Origin of the sequence: Microtetraspora glauca (genome assembly GCF_040656155.1) — a bacterium.
Taxonomy (GTDB): Bacteria; Actinomycetota; Actinomycetes; order Streptosporangiales; family Streptosporangiaceae; genus Microtetraspora; species Microtetraspora glauca.
The window spans coordinates 25,777-42,266 of the sequence record NZ_JBFALK010000011.1 but is presented as its reverse complement, the minus strand read 5'-3'; the positions used below and the strand labels follow the sequence as shown (position 1 = coordinate 42,266).

Here is a 16,490-nt window from a genome sequence, read left to right as displayed (position 1 = left end):
GCTGAGGCGTGCTGGCTTCGGTCGGGACGATCTGCGGTGCAACGGGCTGAGGGGTAACGGTCACCGGCACCTGTGGCGGAGCCGCCGTGGGCAGGATGGGCACCGCCTGCTGTTGCGGCGTGATCACAAGCGGAACGCTCCCCTTGACGGAGTTCCGCAGCGCCTCGCCGAAGTCGAGGTGCTTACCCGTCTGAAGCCATTTCCGCAGCTCCTTCTGCATGTCCGCGCACAGCTTCTCGGCATCGATGTACTGGGCCGCGTTCCCTTTCACATGCGCGCATCCGGCGTCGGCGCGTACCGGCGGCGCCCCCGGACCGGCCAGGGCCGCGACCGCGAGCATGCCGAGGGCCGCCCAGCGGCCTGCCGACGTAACCGAACACCGCAGACGGATCGGAAAGAGCTCCGTGGCGAGCACGACAGGCCACCCCCAGATCGATCACCAAGAGAAAGTGATCAACCACATTACGCAACCGTCGCAGCCGATCTCTGTAAGATCGATTGTGAGTCGAGCGGGTAAAGAATGATCTCCTGCCTACCGCCTGGGACGTCGAGACGTGGCAGGCCCCGGAGGTCCGGCAAAACGACTGGAAGGCCGCAGAACCGACCCGGAAGGCGGCATGAACCGCCCAGGAAAATCGACGGCGACCAACCCCACTGCGGGGTCTACCGCAACCGATGCCTCGCGCAAGCACCGCGCCGCGGCTCGCGCTGCCGCCGCCTGCGCGGTCCGGCCCTGCAGCATGCGCAGTTCCGCCACCGCGCTCACAAGGGAGGCGACATTGGCGACGAGCACGCCTCCACGCGGCGTCGCCCCCGACCTGGCCAGTCTCCGCACGGTTCTTCGAAGTCCACGTCCCGTCGGTGTAGCGGGCGGAATCCGGGCATACGGTTCGCGGGCCGCCCGATCGAACGCCTCAGCGGCCTCCCTGAGACGACGATCCTTGAGCAGATCCGCCGCGACATGCAGCAGATCAGAGGTGACCCCGGCCAGGTCGGCCGCCGCACCCGGATCATCGGATGCCTTGATGTACTCGGCCGCCCGACTGGCCGCCGCCGCTGCCTCATCCCAGATCTCGCGGCGATCTTCCGCACTGATGTCGTTCGCGCGACGATTCTGCTCGCCGCTCTCGTTTCCGCTCCCCCACCGCGCGCGGAGCTTCGGAAGAGTGAGGTCGGCGGCGAGCTTGCCTCCACCAAACCAGACCGGCTCCCCTTGCCGGTTGAGATGGACCGGCAGGGCGACCGAGTAACCGGTCACCTCGCCCGGATTCCGCTGGCTGATCCGCTGACGTACCCGCACTCCGGCGGCTTCCAGCCTGCGGAAGAACTCCTCTTCCGAGCCCGCGCCCGCGGCGGCCGTAACCACGTGCCGTCGTAGCGCTGTGCGAGGAGTCTCCGCCCACCGGCGCCTGCGAGCCTGCTCGGTCTCGCTCCGCGTGGGACGGCGAGCCGCCGTACGATCGCCGGGCGCCGTCACCCGCAGCCCGAAGCGCCGCTCCACCGCCTGGCACGCTTCCCGTACCCGATAGAAGTCGTTCCAGGTCTTCGGCTTGGTCCCGTCCTGGCGGGCGAGCGTGGCCACGATATGGATGTGGTCGTCGGCATGCCGTACCGCGACCCACCGCACCCCGTCATCATCGCCGTCCCGGGCCAGCCCGGTGGCGTTCATGATCTCGTACGCGACCCGAGCCCATTCGTCGTCGTCCAGGATCCGATCCTCACGAGCGGCACGGACGGCGCAATGCCAGACCGGCTCCCGGTAGCCGTCGTCCCCGAGCGCGGCGACCGACTGGTTCAGCAATCCGATCAGATTCCGGAAATCCCGCCCGCCATCCGGCCGGAGCGCCGGCTCCAACTCCGCCGGATGGCGCCACCCCGCGACGATGTGCGGGTTGACGTGCTCGTTCGCCCTGCCCGGGCCGTACAGGTAGTAGACCAGCCCGCCGACGTGCCTCCCTCGGATCACCTTTCCGATCATCGGATCCGCTTCCGTACGGCTTCCGCGACATCGTCCAACCGCTCCACCGCCTTCAGGCAGGCGGCGGCGTACGGGAGGAGGTTCCCCGGATCGGCACCCGTGGCGTTGAGCGCCGCGACGGCCTGATTGAGGTTGACGCCGATCCGGCGTGCTTGCCCGGACGCGTGCATCAACTCGATCAGCGCTTCGCGCAGCGGGTCCGGCATCGGCGGGTTCGCCATCCGCGCCGCCGCCAGCGCCGCCTCGGCCGCGTACGCACCATGCGCGAGCCCGAGCCGCTGCGCCGCATTGCGGAAGTCGGCGTGCTCCTCATCGGTGAGCACGAACTTCACCACATGCGGCCTCGCTGTCGCCTGTCGCTCCCGCCGCCGCTGCCGGACCTTCCTGGCCCCGACGCTCGGCCCGCCTTCCGCCCCCTCGGTCATGCTGTAGTCCCACCCCCGAAAGGACCGCGCCCGGTCCCAGTTGATCAGAACCCACCCCGCGTCAGCTGCGGGAGCGGGCGATTCTGATCACTAATGTCCCCCTCTGAAGCCCGCCGGATTCAGAGGTAACGGGACATTACGAATATCTTGCTCTCCTGCCGGGACCCCTAAGCGGATCGGGAAAGCGCGCCGACGGCGCCGATCTCGTCGAGCCACTGGAGGTTCTGCTCTGCTGCACGCTTGATGTAGATCTGCAGCAGCTTCATACAGGCACGCGCATCGCCTTCAGCGGTGTGTGCCCCTACGACGTCGATTCCTTCTGCTTGAGCACAGTCCGCAAGCCGCTGAGATCTCGCCGGTGATCCGAAGCGGCGGGACAAAGTCAATGTGCAGAGGGAGAGCAGGTCATCAGGAGCCATCCCCACTCGGGCGAACTCGGCGCTCAGCACCTCCATGTCATAGCGCGCGTGATGAGCGACCAGGACTGCTCCATGGAGCAGCGCGGCGACGTCACCGGCGATATCCGCAAAACGCGGCGCCCCGGTCAGGTCTGCGGCAGCGAGACCATGAACATGAGTGGGCCCTGGATCCGTTTCAGGATCGACAACGGTGGCGTAGACACGCTCCTCGGAGCCGTCAGGCCTGAGGCGGATGATCGCAATCTCTACGATCCTGGCTTTGCGCGCGTCGATCGAGGTGGTCTCGACATCGATGACTGCGTAGGGAAGCGACCCAATGCGATGGCGCCTCGTTGAACGCACGGATGACTTGGCGATCTGAAGCTGCGCAGGCCCGGCGCTGGTGGCCTGTTCAGCGAGACGAGCGATGGTCTCCTGGGCGCCGGGAAGGTCGAGCCGGTGGGCGGCGTAGGACCGGGCGAGGAGCTCGTCGCCGATAACTTCGTCGTACTTGTCGATCCTCTTCTCCTGAACCAGACGAGCTAAATCGACCGCCCCGGGAAGTTCGGATTCGTTCAACTCCGTCAGTAAATCGGTGGTGGCCTGCGGCGAGACTCCGGAGAGGGTCAGTGCGATGCTCTGCCGGCCCACGCTGACCCCCTTGGCGTGCATGGCCAGCGCGAGGGTGGTCATGATCGCGTCCCCTCGGAGCGGGAAGAGCAGCGTGTCGCTCCCGTACCCCACGATCGGGTTGTCTCCCAGCTCGAAGCGGCGGTAGGCGGCACGGCCCTGCTCCAGGAGTTTCTGAGCAGTCGCGTCCAGGTACACCGGGACAGCAGAGTCCTCGTAGATACGCCGCATCTCGGTCCTGATCCGGTCGTGAACCTCAGGCCCGGTTCCGGCGAAACTCGGCGGACGACCGCCGGATGCTGGGGCGACCTCGATGACCTTCGCATGCGTGTCGATGGTGAGGATCCGCCAGCGACGACCCGCGAAAATCAGCAGAGCGCCTTCGGGGAGTGACTGCTCGATCGGGAGGCTGCCCAGGGTCCTTCCCCCGTTCACGATGCGGTACTCGGTGGGCGCGGCGAAGGCGGCATAGAACGTGTAGTGGTTGACGAGCCTCTCCCCTGACTCACCGTGCAGGAGGATGCCGTCGTTCTCTTGCCGGATGAGCTCGCACGCACCAAGGTCCCGCAGCAGAGCGGCGAAGGTCGTTCCGTCGACCGCCCGAAACGGACCCTGCACGCAGAGCGTTCGGTAGGCATCATTCGGGGTGATACCGCCAAACTGGGCGATGAGCGACAGAATCTGCTGAACCAGTGTGGACAGGTGCAACGCCTTGCCATGCGGAGGCTCGTACCAGCGTCGAAGCAGGAGTTCGATCGTCGCGACGGTCTGCACGAGCTGCGCGCGCAGCTCGTCGGCCGGATGCAGCGTGGGAGTCAGCTCAGGCTCGCTGATGTAGACGCGTAGTATCGCCGGCCCCCCACGTCGTCCAGAACGGCCCAGGCGCTGGCGCAGGGCAGCCACACCAGGAGGCGCACCGACCTGGGCTACGGAAGAGACCGACCCGATGTCGATGCCCATCTCCAGCGTGGAGGTGCACACGGCGGTGACCGGCCGACTCCGATCCTTGAGGCGGGACTCGGCGTGCTCGCGGATGTCCTTGGAGAGGTTTCCATGGTGCGGCACGAACTCGTTCGGCACGCCCAACCGGTCACATCGACGACTGAGGAGGTCGGTGTACTGTTCCACCGCACCGCGAGAGTTCGCGAAGATCAGGTTGTGGGAACCACGCAGCGTCGCGAACAGGTGGTCGGCGATATCGAACCGATCACCTGAGGCCACGTTGTTCGCGCCCCACTCCGCATCCGCATCAGTGGCCCGTTTCCGTACGTCGAGACCGGGCTGGATTTCGACATAGCCGCGTAACTGCAGCTGGAGCTCCTGAGCATCGGCGTTGGAAACGATCGTAGTGACTTGATCGCCGTTTCCGGGGCGGAGGAAGTCCGCCGCGGCTCGCATATCGCCTAGCGTGGCCGAAAGTCCAACCCGCGGAACCCGGCGGCGAGCGGCGAGGTCAAGCCGGTGCATGAGGGACTGAAGTTGGGCGCCACGCTCGGTTCCCATGAATGAGTGCAGCTCGTCGATCACCACGTAGCGCAGGACACCGACCAGATCGCGCATCTTCCAACCACGCAGAACGAACATCGCCTCCAGTGATTCGGGGGTGATCAGGAGGATTCCGCGGGGGCGGTCGATGAGCTTGCTCTTGAGGTTGGCGCCGACGTCACCGTGCCAGCGAGCCACCGGGATGTCCAGGTGCTCGCACAGCTCATCGAGCCTGCCGTACTGGTCGTTGATCAACGCCTTGAGCGGGCTGATATAGATCGCGGCGAACCCCGAGCTCTGTGGCGGATCGGCAGTGAGTGCCGAGCAGATCGGCAGGAAGGCGGCCTCGGTCTTACCGGAGGCAGTGGCGGCGGCGATGAGCACGTCGGTGTCCCCCGCCAGCACGGGAGCGACTGCCGCCTCCTGGGCGGGACGCAGTTCCGGCCATTCCTGCTTCCAGATCCACCGCTGAATCTTGGAGTGGAGCAGCTCGAAGGCACTAGAGCCGGAAGGAGGTGAGGTCGTCATCGCCTGCGCTTCCTGGCTGGGTGGCCGATGCGAGAGAGGCTGGTTCTTCCTCCTCCAGCGGGGCCAGATCGGGGTTGCTCTCATGGGCAAGCTCAACCGACGGAAGGACCTGCCGCCAGTCCACGCCGGGATTCTGCTCCAGTACGGCCAGCAGATCACAGAAGGCTTTGATCGTCGTTCGTGGCGTGCGGAAGTAAGCTTCGCCGACGCGGGCGGCACAGTGGTGCATGAAGGCCGGCAGTGCGCCATCTTCCACCAGATAGCGGGACGGGTCACCGAAGGCGTAAGCGTGGCGGATCTTTGTCAGCAGAACGTAGAGATCCTCCGGTGTCAGCGCGGTGAGGCGAAGGACCGGCCCCGAATAGTCCACCAGACCGCCCGCGGCGAAGGAGTTCTCCGCCAGCCGGGACTGCAGAGCGGAATAGCTGTAGAGCCCACGGCGCGTGTCGGCGAGGAATTCAGGGGTTCCCCCAAAGACGAAACCCAGGTGCGCGGCCGTGCCTTGCAGGGTGTCGTTGAGGATGCGCAGGATCTGCTCGTAGTTGGCGTTGCGCGCCTGCGTCGACGCCAGCTTGTAGAGATTGACCATCTCATCCAGGCAGACGAGCAGCCCGTCGTATCCGGCGAGGCGAACGAACCGGCTCATCAACTTGAGATGGTCATGGAAGGTCGAGTCGTCGACAATCGTCCGAACGCCGAGCGCGGATCTGGCCTCCGTCTTGGTGGAGTATTCGGCGCGAAGCCAGCGTACGGCAGCGGCCTTCAACTGCTCATCACCAACGTCGTGCCCTCGCCAGTAGGCCCCGACGACTTCGGCGAAGTCGTAGCCCCCGGTCATCTCCGTGAGATGGGCCAAGCGCATCCGGATGACCTGCCCGGCGTCGACACCGGCCTGCTGTGCCTCGGCCAGTGCCGTCGAAACGAACCGCTCGACGACCGCGGAAAGCGCTCCCCCGTCCGGCTTGGCGCGGGTGGCCATGTTGCGCATCAGCTCGGCGTAGAGGCTACGAGTCTGGCCACCGGTGGAGTGCAGGCGGCGGTCGGGGTTGAGATCGGCGTGAACGGTGACGAGCTTCTTCTCTAATGCGACGGACCGCACGAGGTGCAGGAAGAAAGTCTTGCCCGCACCGAAGTCGCCGATGATGAAACGCACGGCCGAGCCGCCGTCGGCGATTCGGCCGATGTCGGTCACCAGTGCTTCCACCTCAGGGGCGCGGCCCACCTGCACGTGCCGCTGCCCCACGCGCGGAACTACGCCTGCCCGCAGCGACTGGATCAGGGCGTCGCGCTCGCGAGGGCGGATCGGGGTCGTCGTGGTCACGTCAGCATCTCTCCCAGCAGGTGTCGGTTGACCCAGATCGGGTCGTCTCCTTCGAGTAACGGCTCGCCGGCCACCTCGTAGGCGGCTTCGTTGACTCGGTCCAGTGCCCCATCAGGCAACAGATTCCAGCCCGCCGCCAAGTCCTCGAATTGTCCGCGTGACAACCGCTCCTCTGCGGTGGCGAGTGCGCGTACGAGCCCTGAGTGCCCGCTATCGAGGCCGGCCACCGGATCAGCCGCAGGAGGCGGCGGCGAGGGGCGCTGATCTGGTTCCTCCTCTGCGAAGATAGAGCCCAGCAACGCCCCCACCCGAGCGGTCTCCTCGAGTTTGGCCGCTATCGCGTCGTGATCGAGCTGGACGGAGTCCGGGGCGGTCCGGGCCTCCGCAGGTCGGGGAATCGCGTAGCCCGCTTCAGACTCCGCTCGTCGGACTACCACCGGACCGGAAGCCGGCGCCGGAGAGGCACTCGCTGGCAGGACGGACTTCACCAGGGCGGGGTCGAGTCCGAGCAGACGGTAGATACGAGTGAGCGTCTTGATCTCTTCGGCCGAAATGTGACCGTCGGCGGCGGCCACTCCGGTGAGGAACTCCGCCACATAAGCGCGTTGTTTCTCGTCGATCTCCGCCAGCCGCCGGGTCAGGCCGGTGAGCTTGACCTCCGTGGCGATGAGCCAGCGCAGGTGAGCGTGCAAGCGCCGACGTTCGTCGGGTGTCAGGTGGAGCGCACGTTCGAGATGATCACTGAGATGGCTCTGCTCCGCCTCTGAGGTCTCACCATCGGCAGCACTGACGGCCGCCGCCAGATGCAGGAGGATCGTCGCCGCCCGGTAGGCGTCGGAGGCGGCGGCGGTAGGGCCGTCCGGGGCCGCGAACAGCGCCATGATGCCGGTCGGCTGAACCGGGCCGCCCACCCGCGGGTCGGGCTCGATTCCGATCCCCGCCCTACCCAGCAGCTGAGCCAGCGTGATGACGTCCTTCTTTGTCGGTTTGGCCGGAGGGGCGCACAGAAGTGCGGCGAACTCTTCCGCCGGGACAAGAGCAACCTGCTGAGCTCCAAGCCAGCCCCGCGCCCACTCCACAACCTGGCCAGCGCCACCCGAACCGATGTCCAGCAACTCCGCCGGTAGCAGCGCCTGAGCCTGCACTGTCATGTGCCCGTCTGGGAAGCGGCCGAGAAAGCGGCTGTAGGCATCAAGTTCCGTTGTGCACTCATCGGCCAGGGCCACAAGCTTGCGGGTCGCCGCGGCCATCGTCAGCACATCCGGAACGCCGGGAAGCGTCAACGCGGGAGATCCCTGAAAACCCGCGCTGGCGGGCTGATAGTCCAGAGAGATTTCCTTACGCCCCGGCCGTACCACCAGTCCCTCACCGTGACGTGCCCCGTAGCGAGACCGAAACAGTGCGTCGAACTCCCTCACGCAGCGCGTGGCGGGAGTGCGGAGATAGTAGTCGGGGTGGGACCGGATCCAGGTCAATGCCCACTCGGCCGGGACCGGCTGTCCCTGCGCAGCGAACTCCCCCAGACCCAACCTCAACGTGAACGGCTGCATCTCTCGGGAAGCAGCGGGAACGGGCCCGGCACTGGCTCGTAGGCCCTGACCGGTCAAAACCAGCGTGGAAAGGACCTGCTCGAACTGGCCGGCATAGCGCCGGAAGGAACCGTTCCCACCGTAGATGGCGAGAAGCCGGCGGACTTCCCCAAGGATGGCCGGCAGTTCATGCGCAGCGATGGAGCGATCCATACGCGCGTCATGCAGAGCACGCCGTTCCAGACCGTAGAAGTAGAGGAAGACGTAGCCGATGGGTGCATGGGGATAGCGCCGCCCGTCGGCGAGCCAGCACAGATAGGCGGCACGTGACTCAGGTGGAATCGAGGCGTAGGACGGCCAGTAGTCCAAGCCCTGACCCGTCCAGTCCGGTCGACGTCTGTCCACCGGCAAGCGCGGGTCGATCAGCGCCGGCTCGACCATCTCTCCGGACGCCGACGGCAGCCCAGCACCCACATACAGCAGACCACCGACGATATTCAGTCCAGCAATGCTGATCCCGAAACCCGGCGGCAACCAAGGTCCTGCGTGAAGCGACGGAGGAGATTGCTGGGTATACGCCATCTGGCCATGGGAGGCGTGGCGGGGAGGCGCCTGACTCTGACCTCCGCCATATCCAGTTCCCGGATTGGCCTCGGATGCCCGCCGCCGGTCAGGCTCACCGCGAAGTCGATCAAGAAGCCCCATGCGTATACCTCTTCGACCACGCGCACCGAAACCAGGATCCGATCGCACGTGAAGCAATCCAAGTGATCAGCGAACAGTGCACTGCACATTAACCCTCGAAGACTGCGCGCGACCGGCCTGTCAATCACCTCGTTATCATCTTGAATCCCATAAATAGACAGACCTAAAAAGGCAATAAGGATTGACCCATTGAGGCAACGTCTGCCTGCCGACACTATGACGTGCCTGAAGGGCACACCACGACGGCCCTCGACCGGATGCCACCCTCAACGCCTGAGCGATCGAACCAGTTCGGGCGCCAAGGACCTCGGCTTCAGCGGCGCCGCGGTCGAGAACTCCAGCTTGACCTGCCGGACCGCGGGGAGCTCATCGACTTCTTCCGCGACCCGCCCCATGTTCCCCATCAAGGTCCACAACGGCACCGCGATCACCTCATCGGACGCACCCTCAGCGTCCAACCGAGACTGCTCGCCGCATCTCGCATCGACAAGATCTATGAAGAGCTCCTTTGAGTGCCTCCTGACAGAGGGGCGACGTCGACGCAACGAGCGCTCCACGGCATCGCCCTACCGAAGATCACCGCATATGGCGTTCCACCTCACACCGAGTCATGAAGAGCGACTCAGCCAAACGGGTGAATTGCAGCGATCCCAGACGACTTCACTAATGCGCACACTTCCTACGCACAGTTTGAACACCTTTACCCTGCTTATGTATGTCCGGTCGCTATCGCACCCTCCCTGGGGCGCCTTGACCGTGTAGATTCTCGGATCAATCGGATTGTCGGTGGCGAATTCCGCTTTGAAATGCAGATCATCGCGGGCATCAAGGTCGCACACGCGGACCTGTTTGCGATCAGCGCTTACCGTCACCATGGCCGCGTCGCTGTAGTAATCGCTCCACGGTCCAGTACTGGCGAGAACGGGCCTGGTCGGCAAGGCTGCAGCGACAAGAGCAGCCGATATCGCAACGGAGCGACGCGTAAACATGTCACGGAAAGTAGTTGAGCGCCACTTAGCGTGCAAGCAAACTCTCCGAGAGTAGCTCGGACACTATGCAGTCGACCACCGCCCTCACATCGGATACGGCTACAACGTTCCGAAATCTCGACAGTGCCGAGGGGCCAATCATCCGATTCGCCGATTTATGCACCCTGATTACAAATATCTACCCATATCGCATCAATCGAGAGATGCAACAACGTTCAGCAACGCCAACCGCGACTCACGTGATGAATCCGTCATCCCTTTCAGCGTTCGTGTGACAGCCCTTTGCCTCTCCGTCGATAATGGCGTCAATTCCGCCGTTCGTTCACTATCGTCGCGCATCGCAGGGCACGTGTGACTTCCGGGAGCTTCAATCATGTGGAGCCGTTCAACATCTGATCGAGGCGATCAGCCTCCGGCAGCCACCTCTGGCGAATGGCCCGCTACCCTGTCCGGACCGGACTCTCGCCGGCTGCCCGCGTCACCCCGTCAACGCCAGCCCGCCCTGGCCGTACTGGCCGTCCTGCTCATCCTCTGCGGCGCATCGGCCACGGCCGTACTCATGCTGGACAGCAGCGCGCGGGTCTCAGCAATCCGCATCACTCAACAGGTCACCGCCGGACAGCCGCTCGACCGCGCCGGCCTGGAAGAAGTCCGGATAGCCGACACCGGCATCAGCTACCTGCCCTGGTCAGAGCGCACGATATACGCCCAGCGCCTGGCCCGCGTGACCCTGCTACCAGGCACCCTTCTCACCAAGCAGATGACCGCCGCGGGGAGCGAAGAAATCATCCCTGGTAGGGCCCGTGTCGGCTTGGCCCTCAAACTTGGCCAGTTCCCCGCCGAGCTCGAATCCGGCCAGCGGGTGCAGGTCATCTACTTGCCCGGTCAGGAGAGCATCGATCGTAAGAGCACCGTGCTGGCCCAAAGCGCGCTGGTCGACGCTGTCATCGAGCCAGGGTCACGCGGTTCGTCTCGCCTCGTCAACGTGATCGTGGACAGCGCCGTATCCCCCATGATCGCTGGCTACGCCTCCAACGGTCAGATCGTCCTTGCCTATCTCCCCGGGGCGCATTAAGTGTGCTGCCGGGACAGGTTGGCAAGGCATCTGACGGCACCATGAATGCTGAGCTTCTGGCGCATGCGCGTGAGCACTCCGGCTTCTTCAGGCGGGCATCTGTACAATGTAGATCGCGAAAGAAGACCCTCTGGCCACTGGGGCAACGACCTGGGGCTATGACGCTGGGCGGGCCACAGTCGTGTCCCGGCCAGATCATCGCCGAGATCGGGACCGAGTACGGGCGAGGGCGTCGAGCGCAGTTTGGTCGGCGTCCGGAAGCGTGTGAAGGTACTTCTCGGTGGTGGAGATGCTGCCGTGGCCAAGGCGTTCCTTGACGACCTGAAGGTCGGCGCCGCCAGCGAGGAGCCAGGATGCGTGGGCATGGCGGAGGTCATGCATCTTGACCTTGAACTCCAGGCCCGAGGCGGCCAGCGCGGGCCGCCATACCTGGTCGCGGAACCAACGGCGCGGAATGTGGCCGTCGGTGTCCCACCGACGAGCCTGACGCGGCCCGTCCTTGCCGGCGGCGCGTCGTTCTGCCCGATAGACCGTGTAGGAGTTCTTGCAGTGCTGACAGCGGCATTTTCCTGCGGAGTACGCACTGAGTGTCCCGTGCCGATACCGCCGCCCGGCCGCGTTCGGTTCCGTCAGACCCAGGTGCTCCGTCGGCTGTGCTTGTGTCTGCGGCGCGGGCTCCTCGGGGCGGTAGACGAAGAGCAGGTCGTCGCGCTGCAGCTTGGTGTCCTTGATGTACTGCGCGAGCTTGGCGCCCATCTGCGGGGTCAGTTTGAAGCGGCGGAACTCCCTGTCCTTGGGGTACTCCTTGATCAGGAAGCGCTCGCCCTCTGGATGGTGCTTGGGGTTGATCTCGACGACCGTACGACTCACCGTCACGATGCAGTTGATGAGTTCAAGGTCCTTGACGCGGAGCTCGGTGAGTTCGCCCCAGCGCATGCCGCTCTCAATGGCGGCTTCAGCCAGCAGGCGGGCCTCCTCGGTAGGCAGCGCGAAGTAGAACTGGTCGAACTCCTCAGGGGAGACGATACGTAGCGGCTTCTTCGGGACTGTGGGCGTCTTCACGCCCTTGCATGGATGCAGCGCGGTGACCTGGTCGTTCAGCGCCGTGGTGAAGATACCGCTGAGGATCGACTTGTTGAGCCGGATGGTGGCGGGCGAGAGGCCCCGGTCCTGCTGATCCTTCACCCAGGCGCGTACGTCGCTCGGCAGTATCTCGATCATGCGCATGGGCCCGAACCACTTCATGATGTGCGCGTAGATCGAGTACGTGTAACCCTCACGCGTCGTGGCCTCCATCATGTGATGCGGCAGCCACTCCTCCTCTACGTACCTGCGAAAAGACTGCTTGCTTCGGGCGGGGTCGCCTGCTCGGCCTTCTGCGACCTTCGCCTCGGCTTGCTGCCAGGCCTTGTCAGCCTCCTTCTTACTGGAGAAGGTTCCCGCGGAGAGTTCTCGACCTCGGAGGTCCGTGTAGTAAGCGGTGTACCTCGGCTTGCCCTTGATGCCGAGGCGCTTGCGCGAGAAGCCCATGCTTGCCTCCAAGATCGTCCGACCGTCATTTGACCGTGGACTGTGTGCGAGCCGGTGGCATTGACTGGGACGGCCCGGCATCGCGATCACGCGGTCTACCTGGAGTTTCTCTCACTCGCCACGATTACTCAAGGTGACGAATGAACGTCTGTACGCGACTGGGGGTCAAGGGGTCGCAGGTTCAAATCCTGTCGTCCCGACCGCGTTTACGCAGGTCGGATAGGGTGTCACGAGATCACGTGGCACCCTTTTCTGTTGCTGAGTGACTAACTGAGTGACTGTCACCGATGACGCGGAGATGGGTGACAGTCGCGCCGCATTCCCCGTAGTAACAGGGGTTCTACTCGTAGAGGCCGTTTCCTTCGCGACGGCCTCGCTGACCGGCCGTCGGCTGACGCTTTCGTGTAAAGGGGCGACAGGTTCATCTGCTGCCGAACCGAACCGGAACCACACCGCCGCCACGAGGCGAGTCACAGGTCGATCCGCGCCAACGCCGGCCAGGCCGCACGGAGCAAGCGCTGAACCGTCGCGTCGAGTGAACTGTCCTCGTCTATCACCGTCTCACGGCGGCCCGGCAGCAGGTCTCGTTCCCGGTACCACTCCCGCATCTGATCCGGGGAGAACTCAAGCCGCTGCGGCCGTGTGTCATGCCGACGGAGGGTTTCCGGGAAGGACACATCCAGGTAGAAGAAGGCACTCATCCCGGCGTGGTCACGGCCCAAGGCCTGGAGCATCGTCCCGTACCGGCCGGCGGTGAGGATTCCTTCGAGCAGGACGCTGTATCCGTGATCGAGCGAGTATCGGACGACGGTATCGATGAGCCCGACGTTCACTCCCCCGGGAACGTCCCGTTCCCGCAGGACTTCCCGTCGGATGATGTCCTGGCTCACCAGCGCCAGGCCGCGGCCGTAGGCCGCTCGTACGGCGCGGGCGGCACTGGTCTTCCCGGAGCCGGAGTTCCCACGCACAACGATCAAACGGGTCTGACGCGAACCGGTGCGCACAACGTCAGCGTACGGAAAACACGTCCGACAGCATCGCCTTCGCGGTGAAGGCCGACGACGTCGTTGCGGTTCGCACCGCACGCCAGGATGACCTGCGTCAGCGCCCCCTGGCGTGACCGGTTTCGTCAGGAGAAGATGCGATCCATGACCTCGGCTCCGCCGAGCAGGACCGGGCGGATCTGCTTGCGGTAGACAGCCTCGGTCACGGCTGTGCCGCTGTGGCCGGCGAGCCGGGCGATGTCCTCCAGCGGAACGCCGGAGTCGGACAGCAGCGATACGAAGCTGTGCCGCATCTCCCGAGGCGTCCAGTCTTGGGCCTTCAATCCCGCGTCTTTCACGATCTTCCGAAACGCGCGCCGTACGTTGTGCGAGTCCAAGGGCGTGCCGACCTTGGAAGCGAAGACGAGATCGCTTTCGGTCCATTTGGCTCCGGCGTCCTGCCGTTCCTTGGCCTGCTGCGCCTGATGGGCGCGGAGCGCCTCCACGCATCTTTTGGGGAGCGCGAGGGATCGGCGGGACTTCCTGGTCTTGGTGTCGCCTCCTTCCCGAACGGAGCGCCAGACGGCGATCCATGCGGGAGTGCCGTTACTGGGATCGCCGTCGAGATCCACCTCCGGCCAGACGAGCGCGCGGAGTTTCTCGGTGCGGGCCCCGATGAGCAAGGACAGCACCACGTACGCGTACAGCCGCGAGCTTTCGGCGGCGGCAAGGATCTCCGCCGCTTGCTCCAGGGTGAGCGACTTGGAGGTACGGCCTTCCTGCCCTTCTGGGACGCCACACAAGGCCACGACGTTGCGTTTGACCTTGTCCCGTGCTTGGGCGAATGTCACCGCACGGTTCAGGCACGAGTGGAGCAGGCGGATGGTGCGGGTGCTGTGTGCCTTGGCCTTGCTTATGAGCCAGCGGTCCACGTCTTCAGCGCTGAGCTCCCGCAGCTTCCGTGTCCCCAGCGAGGGGATGATGTGCTTCTCGGACAAGGTCCGATAGTTGGCCACGGTCTCGGCGGCCCGTCCCTGCAGGCCGTAGGTGAGCCAGTTGGTGACCGCGTCGGCGACGGTGTAGTTCGCCGGACCGCTGGCGAGGCCGTCGTCCTGATCGCGAAGTATTTCCTTGAGCTTCGCCTTGGCCTCGGTCTTCGTCTTGCCGCTGGCCTTCCTGACGATGCGTTTGCCGGCGGCGGAGTAGCCGAGGGTGACCGAAGCGATCCAGCGCTGGCGCTGCTCGTCCCAGTGCAGGCCGCCGTCCCCCCGGCTGCGTCGTACGGTCATGTGCTCCTCGCTTCCTGTTCCAGAAGGGCGATGTAGTCGGTGATGGCCAGGGCCGGGATCAGTCGGGTACGGCCCTTCTTGACGGATCGCAATCGGCCGGATCGGATCTGCTCGTAGATCACGGTTCGGCTCATGCTGAGTAGGCGCATGGCATCGGTCACGCGGTAGAGCGCTTTGTCATGCGCCCGCCCGCCGCGCCACTGATCTCGGGGTTCGACGCCATGCGGGTGGGTGGGTGACGCTGCCGGACACGCCGCCAGGTGAGTTGGGAGGCCCTGAGCAGGCCTGTCGTTGCTGGTCAGACACCCTGACTCCTGTTGGCGATCCGGTTGCGAGCCAGGTCGCGGTAGTCCGCGTTCAGTTCGATGCCGGAGAACTTGCAGCCGAGTTGCCGGGCGGCGATGCGGGTCGCGCCGCTGCCGGTGAAGGGGTCCAGCTCACTGCCACCAGAGCAGCAGCCGATGGCGATCACCCGCAACGGGATGTCGATCGTGAAGGCAGCGAAGAGCGTCGCCCGCAGCGGCCGGATGACCTCTTGGCCGTGCTGGCCGTCGCAGTAGTGCCGCTGCCTCCAGTAGGGCGGGCTGGTGACGAAGCAGTCCACGGGCATCTCGGCCAGCGCCGGTCGGGCGTCACCGTGGTAGATCGCCGCGTGCTCATCGCTCTGGTACGGCCCACGCATGGCGCTCATGGGCGCCCTCCGGGGGCAGTAACCTCCCACAGGACGCGGGCGAGGCTGTCGGCTCCTCGGGAGGCGCGGGGACGACTGGGGGTGTCCCAGCCAGGCCGGGGCGGGCAGTGGGCGATCTGGCGGTACCCGGCGGCGCGCAGGCTGGTGCCAGGCTCGTCCGCGCAGGTGTAGGTGATGAGCTCAGCGTCGACCGGCGGGGCGAGGTAGCGGTGGGTCCAGGCGACGAATGCGCGTGCGGTCCGGATCGCCACCGGCGAAATCACCAGCTGCGAATTCTCGCACTGTTCCGGATTGTTCAGCGAGTCGTTGTAGACGTTTTCCTTGATCTCATTCCAGTTCTCCATGGATTTTGTTGGGACACGTTTCTCCGGATGATGCACCCGGGGGCCGCCTGCGCGGCTCTGAGTGCATGTGACCAGGGAAGCAGCGGGCTCGCGTAGCCGCTGGTCGGGAACAGGCCCAGCTCCGCGCCGAAGAACGTGACGAGCACGAGCCCCAGCCAGAAGTTCGGCATCGCGATCCCGATCGAGCTGCCCAGCAGCGTGAGCCGGTCGAACCACCCGCCCTGCCGGACGGCCGCGAGCACGCCGATGACGAGGCCCACGACGACCGAGAGGACGAGCGCGCTCACCACGAGCGAGACCGTCACGCCAATCCGGTCGCCGATCGCCTGCGTCACCGGGTAGCTCGAGAGCATCGACGTACCGAGGTCGCCCCGCAGGGCCCCGCTGAGCCAGCGCCAGTACCGCTCGAGCAGCGGGTCGTCCAGACCGAGGCTCGTCCGAAACGCCGTGACCTGCTCCGGAGTCGCGTTGTCGCCGAGCAGCGTGGTGGTCGGGTCGCCGGGGATGAGCAGCACCAGGGCGAACACCGCGAGCGAGACGACCCAGACCAGCACGACCAGCGTCGCCAGGCGGGCCGCCACCGTACGGAT

Annotated in this window: 13 protein-coding genes; 1 reads left to right on the top strand and 12 read right to left on the bottom strand. The window is 65.3% G+C overall.

From position 1 onward, the window contains the following. Positions 1–532: 532 nt before the first annotated feature. The 5 genes from AB0I59_RS20505 to AB0I59_RS20485 form a co-directional block, all read right to left on the bottom strand. On the bottom strand, positions 533–1,966 hold the full coding sequence (locus AB0I59_RS20505; RefSeq protein ID WP_358134920.1) for a relaxase/mobilization nuclease domain-containing protein: 1,434 nt from the start codon (positions 1,964–1,966) through the stop codon (positions 533–535). 8 nt (positions 1,967–1,974) lie between these two features. Beyond that, positions 1,975–2,403: a hypothetical protein gene (locus AB0I59_RS20500; protein ID WP_358134917.1), complete on the bottom strand. Its 429-nt coding sequence runs from the start codon at positions 2,401–2,403 to the stop codon at positions 1,975–1,977. 167 nt (positions 2,404–2,570) lie between these two features. Next, positions 2,571–5,444, bottom strand: a complete 2,874-nt coding sequence (locus AB0I59_RS20495) for a DEAD/DEAH box helicase (RefSeq protein ID WP_358134914.1) — start codon at positions 5,442–5,444, stop codon at positions 2,571–2,573. Then, positions 5,416–6,765, bottom strand: a complete 1,350-nt coding sequence (locus AB0I59_RS20490) for an ATP-binding protein (protein WP_061259780.1) — start codon at positions 6,763–6,765, stop codon at positions 5,416–5,418. The genes AB0I59_RS20495 and AB0I59_RS20490 overlap by 29 nt, the downstream gene beginning before the upstream one ends. Next, positions 6,762–8,876 carry a tellurite resistance TerB family protein gene (locus AB0I59_RS20485; protein WP_358134911.1) on the bottom strand — a complete coding sequence of 705 codons (2,115 nt, stop codon included), beginning with the start codon at positions 8,874–8,876 and terminating at the stop codon, positions 6,762–6,764. The genes AB0I59_RS20490 and AB0I59_RS20485 overlap by 4 nt, the downstream gene beginning before the upstream one ends. Before the next feature lie 1,671 nt (positions 8,877–10,547). On the opposite strand from AB0I59_RS20485, the gene AB0I59_RS20480 reads away from it, so the two are divergent. Further along, on the top strand, positions 10,548–11,063 hold the full coding sequence (locus tag AB0I59_RS20480; protein ID WP_358134908.1) for a hypothetical protein: 516 nt from the start codon (positions 10,548–10,550) through the stop codon (positions 11,061–11,063). Positions 11,064–11,258: 195 nt separating this feature from the next. On the opposite strand, the gene AB0I59_RS20475 is transcribed toward AB0I59_RS20480, so the two are convergent. From AB0I59_RS20475 to AB0I59_RS20445, 7 genes are all read right to left on the bottom strand, one after another. Next, a complete protein-coding gene (locus AB0I59_RS20475) occupies positions 11,259–12,593 on the bottom strand; it encodes a tyrosine-type recombinase/integrase (RefSeq protein ID WP_358134905.1) in 1,335 nt (444 codons plus the stop codon). Between the two features lie 470 nt (positions 12,594–13,063). After that, the gene (locus tag AB0I59_RS20470; protein WP_358134902.1) at positions 13,064–13,570 is read right to left on the bottom strand and encodes a P-loop NTPase family protein; all 507 of its coding nucleotides are present in this window, start codon (positions 13,568–13,570) and stop codon (positions 13,064–13,066) included. A 152-nt stretch (positions 13,571–13,722) separates the two neighbouring features. Continuing rightward, the gene (locus AB0I59_RS20465) at positions 13,723–14,865 is read right to left on the bottom strand and encodes a site-specific integrase (protein WP_358134899.1); all 1,143 of its coding nucleotides are present in this window, start codon (positions 14,863–14,865) and stop codon (positions 13,723–13,725) included. Continuing rightward, on the bottom strand, positions 14,862–15,026 hold the full coding sequence (locus AB0I59_RS20460) for a helix-turn-helix domain-containing protein (protein ID WP_358134896.1): 165 nt from the start codon (positions 15,024–15,026) through the stop codon (positions 14,862–14,864). The genes AB0I59_RS20465 and AB0I59_RS20460 overlap by 4 nt, the downstream gene beginning before the upstream one ends. Before the next feature lie 137 nt (positions 15,027–15,163). Next, on the bottom strand, positions 15,164–15,556 hold the full coding sequence (locus AB0I59_RS20455; RefSeq protein WP_358134893.1) for a DNA methyltransferase: 393 nt from the start codon (positions 15,554–15,556) through the stop codon (positions 15,164–15,166). Further along, positions 15,553–15,807, bottom strand: coding sequence for a hypothetical protein (locus AB0I59_RS20450; protein WP_358134890.1), 255 nt, complete (start codon positions 15,805–15,807; stop codon positions 15,553–15,555). Before AB0I59_RS20450 ends, AB0I59_RS20455 begins: the two co-directional genes overlap by 4 nt. Positions 15,808–15,851: 44 nt before the next feature. Beyond that, positions 15,852–16,481, bottom strand: coding sequence for an ABC transporter permease (locus AB0I59_RS20445; protein WP_358134887.1), 630 nt, complete (start codon positions 16,479–16,481; stop codon positions 15,852–15,854). Positions 16,482–16,490 lie beyond the last annotated feature (9 nt).

Coding starts and splice junctions, on each gene's coding strand:
- AB0I59_RS20495 (WP_358134914.1), bottom strand. CDS start 5,444: ATGACGACCTCACCTCCTTCCGGCTCTAGTGCCTTCGAGCTGCTCCAC.
- AB0I59_RS20475 (WP_358134905.1), bottom strand. CDS start 12,593: ATGGGCTTCTCGCGCAAGCGCCTCGGCATCAAGGGCAAGCCGAGGTAC.
- AB0I59_RS20500 (WP_358134917.1), bottom strand. CDS start 2,403: ATGACCGAGGGGGCGGAAGGCGGGCCGAGCGTCGGGGCCAGGAAGGTC.
- AB0I59_RS20455 (WP_358134893.1), bottom strand. CDS start 15,556: ATGAGCGCCATGCGTGGGCCGTACCAGAGCGATGAGCACGCGGCGATC.
- AB0I59_RS20480 (WP_358134908.1), top strand. CDS start 10,548: ATGCTGGACAGCAGCGCGCGGGTCTCAGCAATCCGCATCACTCAACAG.
- AB0I59_RS20485 (WP_358134911.1), bottom strand. CDS start 8,876: ATGGCGTATACCCAGCAATCTCCTCCGTCGCTTCACGCAGGACCTTGG.
- AB0I59_RS20465 (WP_358134899.1), bottom strand. CDS start 14,865: ATGACCGTACGACGCAGCCGGGGGGACGGCGGCCTGCACTGGGACGAG.